General features: G+C 67.5%; 9 protein-coding genes and 4 pseudogenes. 7 read left to right on the top strand and 6 right to left on the bottom strand.

What is annotated here, in order from left to right:
- Nucleotides 1-90 precede the first annotated feature (90 nt).
- Together ACZ5DC_RS40390 and ACZ5DC_RS40385 are read right to left on the bottom strand one after the other, a co-directional pair.
- Nucleotides 91-780: an SDR family NAD(P)-dependent oxidoreductase gene (locus ACZ5DC_RS40390; RefSeq protein WP_468661439.1), complete on the bottom strand. Its 690-nt coding sequence runs from the start codon at nucleotides 778-780 to the stop codon at nucleotides 91-93.
- A gap of 102 nt (nucleotides 781-882) precedes the next feature.
- Complete coding sequence (locus tag ACZ5DC_RS40385; protein WP_468661443.1) at nucleotides 883-1,677, bottom strand: transposase; 795 nt, start codon at nucleotides 1,675-1,677, stop codon at nucleotides 883-885.
- A gap of 377 nt (nucleotides 1,678-2,054) precedes the next feature.
- On the opposite strand from ACZ5DC_RS40385, the gene ACZ5DC_RS40380 reads away from it, so the two are divergent.
- From ACZ5DC_RS40380 to ACZ5DC_RS40355, 6 genes and pseudogenes are all read left to right on the top strand, one after another.
- Nucleotides 2,055-2,396 carry an ankyrin repeat domain-containing protein gene (locus tag ACZ5DC_RS40380; RefSeq protein WP_468661437.1) on the top strand — a complete coding sequence of 114 codons (342 nt, stop codon included), beginning with the start codon at nucleotides 2,055-2,057 and terminating at the stop codon, nucleotides 2,394-2,396.
- A gap of 354 nt (nucleotides 2,397-2,750) precedes the next feature.
- Nucleotides 2,751-4,106: an FG-GAP and VCBS repeat-containing protein gene (locus tag ACZ5DC_RS40375; protein ID WP_468661441.1), complete on the top strand. Its 1,356-nt coding sequence runs from the start codon at nucleotides 2,751-2,753 to the stop codon at nucleotides 4,104-4,106.
- Nucleotides 4,107-4,399: 293 nt separating this feature from the next.
- The gene (locus tag ACZ5DC_RS40370) at nucleotides 4,400-5,197 is read left to right on the top strand and encodes an NPP1 family protein (RefSeq protein WP_468661435.1); all 798 of its coding nucleotides are present in this window, start codon (nucleotides 4,400-4,402) and stop codon (nucleotides 5,195-5,197) included.
- Nucleotides 5,198-5,432: 235 nt separating this feature from the next.
- Nucleotides 5,433-6,455 (top strand): glycosyltransferase family 2 protein, encoded by a 1,023-nt coding sequence (locus tag ACZ5DC_RS40365; RefSeq protein WP_468661433.1) that lies wholly within the window; start codon nucleotides 5,433-5,435, stop codon nucleotides 6,453-6,455.
- 1,260 nt (nucleotides 6,456-7,715) lie between these two features.
- On the top strand, nucleotides 7,716-7,853 hold the full coding sequence (locus ACZ5DC_RS40360; RefSeq protein ID WP_468661431.1) for a hypothetical protein: 138 nt from the start codon (nucleotides 7,716-7,718) through the stop codon (nucleotides 7,851-7,853).
- 38 nt (nucleotides 7,854-7,891) lie between these two features.
- A pseudogene (locus ACZ5DC_RS40355) lies at nucleotides 7,892-8,655 on the top strand (transposase).
- A 65-nt stretch (nucleotides 8,656-8,720) separates the two neighbouring features.
- Here the strand turns inward: ACZ5DC_RS40355 and ACZ5DC_RS40350 are convergent.
- The 3 genes and pseudogenes from ACZ5DC_RS40350 to ACZ5DC_RS40340 form a co-directional block, all read right to left on the bottom strand.
- A pseudogene (locus ACZ5DC_RS40350) lies at nucleotides 8,721-9,278 on the bottom strand (NF041680 family putative transposase); the annotation flags it as partial.
- Between the two features lie 181 nt (nucleotides 9,279-9,459).
- Nucleotides 9,460-9,699 carry a transposase gene (locus ACZ5DC_RS40345; RefSeq protein ID WP_468661429.1) on the bottom strand — a complete coding sequence of 80 codons (240 nt, stop codon included), beginning with the start codon at nucleotides 9,697-9,699 and terminating at the stop codon, nucleotides 9,460-9,462.
- A gap of 137 nt (nucleotides 9,700-9,836) precedes the next feature.
- A pseudogene (locus tag ACZ5DC_RS40340) lies at nucleotides 9,837-10,268 on the bottom strand (aminoglycoside phosphotransferase family protein); the annotation flags it as partial.
- 95 nt (nucleotides 10,269-10,363) lie between these two features.
- Here ACZ5DC_RS40340 and ACZ5DC_RS40335 point away from each other — a divergent pair.
- Nucleotides 10,364-10,570 (top strand): annotated as a pseudogene (locus ACZ5DC_RS40335) (IS110 family transposase); the annotation flags it as partial.
- Between the two features lie 3 nt (nucleotides 10,571-10,573).
- Here the strand turns inward: ACZ5DC_RS40335 and ACZ5DC_RS40330 are convergent.
- Nucleotides 10,574-11,098 carry a hypothetical protein gene (locus ACZ5DC_RS40330; RefSeq protein WP_468661427.1) on the bottom strand — a complete coding sequence of 175 codons (525 nt, stop codon included), beginning with the start codon at nucleotides 11,096-11,098 and terminating at the stop codon, nucleotides 10,574-10,576.
- Nucleotides 11,099-11,203: the final 105 nt, after the last annotated feature.

The following is an 11,203-nucleotide window of genomic DNA, read 5'->3' as shown; positions in this document are numbered from 1 at the left end:
CACCAGGGCGAAACGCCGTGGCAGAGCCTCGTCGCCCGCCTGGTGGAGGTGGTGCAGGAGGTGAGGGCCTGGGCCGCTCGCGGGGCGGGTTCACCCCGGGCCGGCGAGAAACGCGACGACATCAGCCACGTCGGACGGCTGTCCCAGCCGGCCAAGCGGTGTCATGCCGATGACCGCTTGGAGAGCCTGCGGGGGATTGGTTCCGCGCAGTAGCTCCGTGTCGGTTGCGCCAGGAGATACGGTGTTGACGGTGATGCCGCGTGTCCCGAGTTCCCGGGCAGCGACTGCGGTCAACTGCTCGACCGCGCCCTTGCTGGCGGCATAGGGGCCAATGCCTGCAGCTGGCCGCGCGGTGTTTATGGTGGAGATGTTCACGATCCGACCGCCGTCGCGCATCTGCCTGGCCGCGTAACGCATCGTCAGGAAGACGGACCTGGCGTTGACCGCCATCACATTGTCGAACACCTCCGCGTCGGTCTTGGCCAGCGGGGCCGGAGTGAAGGACATCGCGGCGTTGTTCACCAGGATGTCCAGGCCACCGAGATGTGCTTCGGCGGCCTCCATCAGCTGCTCTGGCCCATCCGGATCCTTCAGGTCCAGGCGCAGCGCTCGCGCCTTGCCGCCGCCGGCCTGTACGACGCTGACGACCTGGTCGGCAGCTTCCTCACTGGTGGCGTAGTTGAAGACCACTTCCGCCCCATCACGGCACAAGCGTTCAACAATCGCCCGGCCGATGCCTCGGGACCCACCCGTGACGACAGCAGTCTTGCCCTTCAGCACTGTTCCTCCGCTTCGGCGAAATGACGATCCGGGACGTCCGAACGTACTGGTGCGACTGCTTCTGCACGGCGGCTTTCGCCAAGCGCGATACAACGATCGCTTTTAGGCAGCCGCTGCGAGTGGAGCCGGAGCCGCCTCAGCTCGGCGGTGCGACCGAGCCAGGCGCCGGGACATGAGGGTGATGAACGCCCACTGGATGTGGGCTTCGGCGTGAGACATGAGGCGCTCGTAGTCCCTCGCGTTGTGCCGGGCCTGCATCGTCCACGAATTTGACCGTTCAACCACCCAGCGTTTGGGAAGCAAGACGAAGCCCTTGGCGTCCTTGGGCCGGGCTACGACCTTGATCGTGATGCCGAGGGTTTCCTGAGCCCAGGTGGCGAACTCCTCGCCCCTGTAATCTTTGTCCGCCCAGACCAGAACGATCTCGGGGTGTTCGGTGTGGAGGCGGGCGAGAAGGGTGCGGGCCGCGTCCCGGTCCCGGACATCGGCAGGTGTGACGAGGAGGTCGACGAGCAGACCGTCCTGATCGACCAGGAGATGCCGTTTCCTCCCTTTTATGTGTTTATTTGCGTCGTAGCCGCGTGTCGCTTTTGAAACAGTCTCCGCGCCCTTGACGGACTGGGAGTCGACGACCTGCGCTTGGTGCCCGGAGCCTCCGCCCGCCCGGCCCGCCCGCGTTGCTGCGATGGGTCTGTGCGGCGAGGCTGTGCCGTGCTCCTGGGCCCCACGTCGGGCCGCCGCCCGCCCCGGCCCTGGCTCCGTCCTGGCTTCGGCCTGCCCCGGGGTTCCGGTCGCGGCGCCGGGCGACGGGCCGGTCGCCGTCCGGGACCGCCCGGCACCGGCTGGGGATGCTGCCGGGCGCGTCCCGGCTGGCGGGCCCGCGCAACCCGCTTCCATACCGCGCATGTCTTCCGCCCGGCCTGCGGCCCTCTCCGCCAGCGAGGCGGGGATGAGCGGCGTCGGCGCTGAGGTCCGGCTGTGTCAGGCGAGGTCCTGCGCGGGCAGCTGAGGCGGCCGGGCGGCTGGCACCGGGCCCGGGGCGCGGGGATCGCCGAGCGTCTGATGGGTGTCCGGCTCGGCGCCTTCCAGGAGAGGGTTCTGGACGTGTGGGGCGAGGTGTACTGGCCGCCGCGGCCCGGCCGCTACGTCGGCCTCCGTCGGCTGCCGACTCGGGTGCCCGCCGTTCCTGTCGCCACCGTCCGTCCGTACCCTGATCGGAGTTGGACCCAAGACCTGTGGTGGAAGCGCCGGAGCCGACTCGTAGTCTTCCTCAGATGACCGACACTGACACGTCTGACGAATCACAGTGGACGCCTGCGCACAAGGCCGTGGAGACCAGCGACTACGAGGCGCTCACCGTTCTTCTTGCGTCGGGGACGGATCCTAACGAAAGGTGTTTCGGGCACACGTTGATCACCCACGCGCTCGATGTCGAGGGCGACAGTCACCTGCAGACGGGATACCCGTGGAACACGGCGGCCACAGCCGTTCTGCTGGCGTACAGCGCAGATCCTCAACTGCCCGCTGACGACGGGCAGACTCCCCTGCAGCTCGCTGAATACTACGGTCACGTCATGGCACAGGCACTGCTCATGCGTTTCATCTCTGCGGGCTAGCTTGCACCGCCGGTGGGTGATCCGGGAGTCCTGCGCTCTCCGGGACACGATCGTGCGCGCCGGCCAGTGCTCCGAGACGGCTGCGCTAAGCGCGCACGGGCCACGAGAGTTGAGTCACACCCCGTTCTCGTGTGCCGCAACCAACTGGCCCGGCTGAACGAGCACTTATGAAGGTTCTTCTGCGTCAACGTGCAACCTTTCGGCCCCCCTACTGGTCTCCTGTTCGGTGGACCCCACGCGTCACTCGGGAGACTTTCAGCGAACGACGTGGGCCCCGGAGAACCAGCGGCCGCGCACCCCGTGCGCCTGCCGATTGAGCCCCTGCCTGCACGATCACAAGGAGCCCCGACACTCATGCCCGTCCGCACAACGGCTACGCTCGCCACCTTCGTGGTAGCGGGCCTCATCCCCCTCGCTCTGCCCACCGCGGCAGCGAGCGCCGCGCCCGCGCGGCACGGCGACGACTTCAACGGCGACGGGTACCGCGACTACGCGTACTCGAGCTTCAGCGCAAGAGGGGGCGGCGGTGTCACCGTGGTCTTCGGCACTGCCACCGGGCCCGGCCCCAGGCAGCAGCGCATCACTCAGGCGAGCCCTGGCGTGCCCGGATCCGACGAGGCCGACGACATGTTCGGCGAGGTGCGGGCCGCCGCGGATTTCGACGGCGACGGTTACGGCGACCTCGCGGTGGCAGCGACCGGCGAGAACCATTTTCAGGGCGCCGTGACGATCCTGTGGGGGTCCCCCTCCGGCCTGTCCACGGGTACGTCCCTGCCGAACAAGAACCCGGGTCGCAACAACTACATGGGCAAGGACCTGGCGACCGGCGACTTCAACGGGGACGGCAAGCAGGACCTGGCCGTCATCAACGAGTCCATGACCTACGTCTACCGCGGTCCCTTCAAGCGCACCGGTACCACCGGCACCGTGACCAAATTCGACAAGACGTCGTCCTTCTACGCCACCGCGCTGATCTCCGGCAAGGTCAACGGCGACAAGAAAACCGACCTCACGATCATCGGTGACGTGGTCAGCCCCGACTACATCGCGTCCGACGTCTGGTTCATCAAGGGAGGCGCGAGCTCACTCACCCCGGGCAAAAGCCTCCGCCTGGAGTCGGAATCCGGCAACGGCGGCAGCTCCGAACGCGGCGGCGACGGTGTCATCGCCGACTTCAACAAGGACGGCTACGGCGACATCGCCGTCGGCACACCCCTCTACTCGAAGCACAAAGGCCGAGTCAGCGTCTGGTACGGCTCGTCTGCCGGTCCCTCCCGGAGCACCCGCCTCACCCAGTCGACCAGTGGCGTCACCGGATCTCCCGAGAACCGGGACGAATTCGGCTCATCCATTTCGGCGGGTGACGTCAACGGCGACGGCTACGCGGATCTCGCAGTCGGCGTGCCGGGCGAGGAGATCGATGACCACGAGTACGCGGGCGGCGTGCACATCTTCAAGGGGCGGGCGGGCGGCCTGTCCGGTGCCGGCTCACAGTGGTTCGCCCGCAACACCCGAGGAGTCCCGGGTGCGTTGACGGCCGACGAGCAGTTCGGCGGCCTGGTACGGCTGCGCGACACGGACGGTGACGGAACGGCCGACCTGTACGTGAGCGGTGCCGGCGCTCTGCGGCTGCCCGGTTCAGCCGGCGGCATCACCACCGTGGGCGCGACGGAATACCACGTGGCACCCGTCGACAGCTTCCTGCAGTGATGTGGCGTAGCTGACTCGTGTGCGCATCAGCTTACTTACTTTAGGTCTTGACGAAAGTGGTCCGCGCCTCGAAAGTAATGGACGCCCGAGGTTCAGGAGTCGACCACACCCCCGCGCGTCCCACTCATCGCTCCCGAGGTGAGTCCCGCCCGGGGCGCAACCCCTCGCGAAAAACCACGCCCGCCATGGCCCGACCCCGCCCCGCAGCCGTTCTCTCCGCCCTCCTGCCCGCCACCCGCAGGACGGCGGCGAGCCCGCCCCCCTCACCCCTCGACCAAGGAGGGAACTCCACCATGCCGACGCCCAGCCGTGCATGCTCGCCCACCAAACGGCTCAAGTCCTGGAGCACGTTCCTCCTCGGCGCCCTCGGCGCGATGACGCTCGTCGTCGCCGTCCCGGCGAGCGCCCACGCCGACGTCCTGCAGTTGCTGCCGCAGAACGCCGACGGTCTGGAGCAGACCTTCTCGCCCGCCTACGACTACGACGGTGACGGGTGCTACGCCACCGCCGCCATCGGAGCCGACGGCACCATCAACCCCGGCCTGCCGCTCGGCGGCGACGTCAACGGGCACTGCCACGACTACGCCCAACTGGCCAACGCCAACACCTACTCACGCGAGAAGTGCAACAACGGCTGGTGCGCGGTGATGTACGCCAGCTACTTCGAGAAGGACCAGGCGACGCTCGGCCCGGCGGCCATCGGGCACAGGCACGACTGGGAGCACGTCGTGGTGTGGATCAACAACAACGAGGTCCAGTACGTCTCGGTGTCCCAGCACTCCGGCTACCAGGTGGCCGACCGCACCACCGTCCGCTTCGACGGCACACACCCGAAGATCGTCTACCACAAGGACGGACTGTCCACCCACGACTTCCGGTTCGCCAACAGCAACGACGAGCCTCCAGAGAACGTGACCGGCGGCTGGTTCTTCCCCCGGCTGGTGGGCTGGAACGGCTACCCGGCCGGTTACCGCGACAAGCTGCTGAGCGCCGACTTCGGGGAGGCGACCATCAAGATCAAGGACGGCGACTTCGAGTACGCGCTGGCGCATTCCATGCCGTCGGGCATCCCCTTCGATCCCAACGGCTGACGGCCCCTGCCCCCTCCGGTAGCCGGTGGTGCCCCACAGTCGTCGGGTGCCGCCGGCCCCGCGATGTCCGTACAAGCGGCGCGAGCCGCAGTGGCGAGGTGTGTGCGGCGGAGCGATGACCGGACGCCCGCTATGCGAAGGCGGTGTGAGCATACGCGGGACTTTTCATGGTGCTGTGGACTGGGTGATCACGAGACTTGTCACACCGTCAGCTGTCCAATTATGTTCGGTCACCGTGCTCGCATCCCCGCTGATCAGCGTCATAGTCGCCGCGCACGACCTCCAGGGACAACTTGGGGTCTGCCTGAAATCGATCCTGGACCAGTCCTTCCAGGACGTGGAGGTCGTCGCGGTCCTGGACCAGTCTGCCCACTGCCCCGCGGACTTGGTGGACGACTATGCCCGGCGCGATGGGCGGCTCTCGGTCGTACGGCTGACGGGTGTCGCCGGCATCGGCCGGATACGCAACGCGGGGGCCGAGCGCGCCGCCGGTGACTACCTGCTGTTTCTGGACAGCGATCACATCGTCCGGGGCGAAACGATGCAGGCGATGGCCGACCGGCTGCGAGCGGCGGCCGAGCCGGATGTTCTTCTCTTCGGGCACACCCGCCTCCACCGCGGCCGCTCGTGGCCCGGTGCCGCGGCCGGCCTGCTGGCCCAGCAGGGAAGTGAACCCTTCGCCCCGCTCGACCGGCCCGAGTTCTTCGGTGCTCCCGCCTACTCCTGGGACCGTCTCGTCCGCCGCGAGCTGTGGACCGGGCAGCAACTCGCCTTCCCCGACGGTCTCCACGAGGAGGTCACAGTCGTCCACCGGGCCATGCTCGCCGCCGACCGGATCGCCGTCCTGAAATGGAACTGCGTGCAGATCCGCCGCCGGCACACCCAGCACCCCGCAGGCTCACCCGACGGCACCCACTTCGACGTCTTCGGCCGGTACGAAGAGAGCTTCGGCCTGCTCGGCGAGCGCGGCGCCCTGGACGTGGTGGCTCCCGCTCTCTTCACCCGCATGATTCGCCACTATCTCTTCCTGCTCAACCTCGAGGGATGTCTCTCCCGCTCCGAGCGCCCGCGGTTCTTCGCACGCGCCAGCGAGCACTACCGGCGCTACCTCCCCGACGGCTACGACCACCCCGAAGGCCGAGAGGGTGTCAAGTTCCAACTCATGGCGAGCGGCAGATACAGCGCCCTGGAGGCCGCCAGTCTCCCGCAGCGGGCACGGGGTCTGGTCTCCCGGGGCGCCGCCCTCCGCGGACGGTGACCAGGCCGGCGGAAGCGGCGGGCTGCGGACCTGCCGGGCCGTGACGAGACCGCCGCCCGGTTCCGGCACCGGCGCGTGGGGTACGTCACATATGGGCCCGGACAAGACGCCTGGTCGGCGTCTTGGACCCGAAGACCGTGACGCTGTGCAGCGCGGCCAGGCCTGCTCGCCACCCCGGGCAGCCGCCGCTCACACAGGTGCCGCAACGGGACCCGATGCCGCCGTTCTCCGCGTGGTGGAGACCCCTCCCGTCGTGTGCCGAGCCAGCTCGAGGAAGTGACGGGTAGGCACACTCCAGCATCCCCGCTTCTCGTTCCACCTGAGGCCGTGTGTGATGGGCAGGAAGCGGCCGATGAAGCGGCGCTGTTCGCCTCTGGTCTTGCCCGGGAGCCACACGTCCGCCGGGCCCGAGCCGGGAAGCATGACGACCACGTAGCGGCGACCTTCGTGCATGGGGAGCAATTCCGGCGCTGGGACTGGGTGGTCGTCGTAGGACCCAGGACACAGGGAAGAAGAGAAACCCTCTCTCCAATGCGGGACGATGATTCCGCTCCGCAGTTCGACGATCTGACGGCAGCGACCGCCTAAGGGCTGTCCCGTAATCGATCTTGAGGTGGAGAGCGGTCTGAGAGGTGCCCTGGCGCTCTGGCCCTTGTCATCAGCGCGCCGTGAGGGGCGCCTACCATGCCTTCGTGACGCGCCCCTGGACGGTACGAAGGATGGCCGATCAGTTTGTTAAGCTGCTCGGAACGGCTCCTGCTGGCATCGATGGCGGCACGCTGACGTTCGCCCGACGAAGCCTGTACACCACGCTTTCGATCTGGAAGGACCGCCATGACCGATCAACCTTCGGCTGGATGGTCCACACGGACCACGCCGGTCTCCGTGACCGGATGGACGGCTTCGGTGGAGTGGGCATACGGATCGACCACCCCTCGCCGTCCGGCGACGTAGGTCCGTCTGACGTCCCTCCCGCCGCGTGCTATCCCTGGCCAGCGGGTAGCGCCCCGCTCGCCTCCGAGGTCACCCTCGACGTTACTTACTACGCGCCGCCTTCCCTGGGATTCGTCCGCGACTCCCAACCTCGGACTGCTACTTCTAGCGGACTCCTCTGTCCACCGGGGCGGGGTCTGGTCCTTCACGCCGACCAACAACGAGCCAGCACGACTTGCGAAGGCCATCCTTCTGGCTCGCCAGTGCGGTGATCAGGACCTGGAGCGCGCGGCTGTCGACAAGCTGCGAAACCGCGGCGAGGAACCGGTGGCTCGTCGCCCCGATTACCTCTTCCGGCACGCTGTCGCCGACTGGTCCAGGCAGTACGCCAAGGCCACTGGCATCGATCTGAGCGACCTGGCCAAGCTCAAGCGGAAGTACCCCCAGTACCCCGAGATCCCGTAGCTCCACACGGCTTTTTGGGCTCGGGAGATGATCTCGCTGTGACTGGTGTGATCACGGCATCGGAGCCTCACTGGATAAGCCCGTTCACCGGGCTGAGTCCGCGGCAGTTCGGCATGCTCATCACCGCTCTGCGGAAGGAAGAATCGACCCCGGTACGCAAGGGGCGACCATGGGGCCTGCCGCTGGAGGACCGAGTGCTCCTCGTCATCGCGTACTGGCGAACCAACCTGACGCTGCGGCAGCTTGCTCCGCTGTTCGGGATCTCAAAGTCGGCGGCCGATCGCATCATCGCCCATCTCGGGCCGTCCCTCGCTCTGCGCCAGCGCCGGCGGTTCCGCAAGGATGCCGTGCTGATCGTGAACGGCACCTTGGTTCCCACCCGCGACCACAGCATCGCCGAGCGTTGAAGAACTACCGGTACTCCACGAACCACCAGGTCGTCATCTACGCCGACACCCGGCTCGTCGTCGCTGTCGGCCGGCCGCTCCCCGGCAACCGCAACGACTGCAAGGCGTGGGGGCTGTCCGGCGTGAAGGCAGCCGTCGGCAGAACAACTGTGCTCGCGGACGGCGGCTACCGGGGCACCGGTCTGGTCATTCCGCACCGCCGGGAACGCGGCCAGACAGGACTACCGGCCTGGAAAGAAGAGCACAACGCCTCCCATCGCAAGGTCCGTGCCCGCGTCGAGCACGCCTTCGCACGTATGAAGACGTGGAAGATCCTGCGCGACTGCCGCCTCAAAGACGATGGCGACGCCATGCTCGGCATCGCCCGCCTGCACAACCTCACCCTCGCCGGATGAGGCACAGCGCCGCTGTTCGATCGGCATGTCGTAGATCATTTACGGGACAGCCCTTAGCTTGATCTTTAACCTGTGCGGCGTGGACGAGGGGTCGTTTCCTTCTTCGTCCGTTGTTTCGCGGGGCCTGGTTTGCTGACTGTGTGCACGTCATAGCGTGTGGTGGGCTGGTTGTTCCTGCGGCCTGGTGGCCGTCCTGGGCCCGGCCGAGAGGATTTCGGTGCTCTGGCCGGGCAGGCGGCCTTTGGGCGGAGGTGCCGGAAGTCGCGGCGGACGCGTGCTGGGGTGAGTCTGTCGGGCGGGGCCGGTTTCTCCCACGGTCTGCGGAGGTCTGCCGCCAACGGACGGGCGAGTCGGAGCTGGGTGAAGACGGCGAGGATCAGCCAGGTCCAGCGGTCTGCGGCTTCGGGGGTGCGGATCTTCGGGCAGGTCCAGCCCAGGGTCTGTTTGAAGAGCCGGAAGGTGTGCTCGATGTCGAAGCGTCGCAGGAATGCCTGCCAGAGCAGGTCGACGTCGGTTTCGCCGGCATCGGTGCCTGACCACCACAGCCAGACCGGCTTCGGAGTCGCGCCGCTGGGCAGGCACTCGACTTGGAGACGGATGACGGTGCCCTCAATGACCGGCAGGGGAAGCGGTAGCCGAATCCCGGGTCGTCGCGGTGGGCGTCGAAGAGCGCTTTCGCGCGGTATGCCTCCTCCAGCACGGTGTCGGCCACCGGCTTGTCGAGCCAGCGGTAGTAAGGCTGTCTGGCGAGCTTCAGGATCCGGCACGTGACCGCGACGGGCGTCCCGTCCGCGGCCAGCTCTTTCACGAGCGGGTAGATCCTTTTCCCGGCAGATGGGCCTGCGACAGATAGGCCGCTGCCCGGCGCAGGACCTCGTTCTCCTGCTCCAACAGCTTGATCCGCCGCCGAGCCTTCCGCAGCTCCGCGTTGTCCTGGCTGGTCACTCCGGGCTTGGTCCCGTCATCGATGTCCGCCCGGCGCATCCACTTCCACAACGTCATCGGATGGACGCCGAAGTCGGTGGCCACCTGCTCGACCGTCACACCCGGACCGCGGTTCCTCGCGACCCGCACGACGTCCTGGCGGAACTCTTCGGGATAAGGCTTGGGCACAGCGACATCCTTCCCACCCGCCCCACAGGGCAAGCCAGTTCAGATGTCACCCGATCGTGCGGCAGACCAGTCCATGGCCGCAGCGCGGTCTCGGCGATCCGGCGGTTGCGGGTAACCAGGCCGACGGGCAGCACGCCGTTGGCCACAAGCCACTCGCACTCGCCGTCGAGTTCCGCCGTCAACTCGTCAAGGCCCCGGCCGGGCCAGGGCGGCAACGGCGCGTCGTGCAGGGCCCGGATGGCGGAACCCGCCGAGGCCCACGCCGCCCGCGACGCGGCCGACGGCTCGCCGAGACGGCCGAGCGCCGTCCCCGGGACCGCACTGATCGCGAGCACGGGCGGCTTGCACCACAGGACCTGCGGGGTCGGGACCGGCGCCAAGGCCATCGCTTCGACCTCGACGTCGAGGCGTGCTTGATCGGCATCCACCTTCAAGAACACGTCGCCGACACGCAGGGTCGCGCGCTGGGCATGAGCGACGACGACCTGGACCTCATCCATGGCGCCCAGGATCCCGGAAGACCGTCCGCGCCGCCGGCATTATCGACTGCGGTTGCGCGACGGACCGTTCGCGACCTGTGGTCTCGTGCACGCTGCGCGTCTTCTACCTATCCACCCAGATCGCCGCCCGCTTCTGTCCCACCTCGAAGGCCTTCTACGACCGCGAACGAGCCGAGGGCAAGAGCCACAAACAGGCGATCCTCGCCCTCGGTCGGCGACGACTCGACGTCCTGTGGGCCCTCATACGCGATCAGCGGACCTTCGAGGCTCAACCTCCCCGGCGGCATCTCGCCGCGGCCTGATCCTCAGACTGTGAAGAGCGGCTCGTAGGGGGGTCCCTCCGGCGTGAAGATCAAAACGAAGTCTTTCCCCAGCCGAGTGGCTACTTCCCTCAAGCGAGCCAGGACCTCGGCCTGGCCCGGCAGGTCGATGCCAAGGGCTGCGGCAGCGCGATCCCTCCGGGGCACGAGGTCCGGCATGTCCTTTAGATACTCAGCCTCAAGCTCGCGACTCTCCTCTTCCATGAACGCCTGGCAGCCGCGCCACCACGGGACGACCAGCAAAAGCCGCACCAGCTCGTGCAGGCCAATGGCGATCAGAGCTGCACCGCCTTCGGAGTCGGCATAGAGGATGGGACGTTCCTCGCCGCCTTCACCGCAGAAGAAGTACGTGCCCCCAGCACCGTCGCCAGCGAACCCCTCAAGCGCGGCGCCCGAGGCGAGGTGCACTTCCTCGACATGATCGCCTCGCTCCAGGTCGAAGTCACCCGGCCAAGCGAGGAAACGGGCAGCTTCTCCCTGCTCACGGACGGCAGCGATCAACGACTCCATAATTTGCAGCCTAAGACGGTGTCCTATGTGGTGATCGCTCGTTGGGCTGCGTATGGGGCGGGGTACGTGGAGTTGGATTGTTCCGGACGGGCTGTGGGAGATCGC

This window comes from Streptomyces sp. NPDC031445, assembly GCF_055581365.1.
The sequence above is the reverse complement of the archived record's forward strand: the minus strand, read 5'-3'. Positions and strand labels throughout refer to the sequence as shown.

Bases quoted from the DNA above. Each gene is read 5' to 3' on its own strand.
- ACZ5DC_RS40385 (WP_468661443.1), bottom strand. From the start codon at position 1,677: ATGGAAGCGGGTTGCGCGGGCCCGCCAGCCGGGACGCGCCCGGCAGCA.
- ACZ5DC_RS40380 (WP_468661437.1), top strand. From the start codon at position 2,055: ATGACCGACACTGACACGTCTGACGAATCACAGTGGACGCCTGCGCAC.
- ACZ5DC_RS40375 (WP_468661441.1), top strand. From the start codon at position 2,751: ATGCCCGTCCGCACAACGGCTACGCTCGCCACCTTCGTGGTAGCGGGC.
- ACZ5DC_RS40370 (WP_468661435.1), top strand. From the start codon at position 4,400: ATGCCGACGCCCAGCCGTGCATGCTCGCCCACCAAACGGCTCAAGTCC.
- ACZ5DC_RS40330 (WP_468661427.1), bottom strand. From the start codon at position 11,098: ATGGAGTCGTTGATCGCTGCCGTCCGTGAGCAGGGAGAAGCTGCCCGT.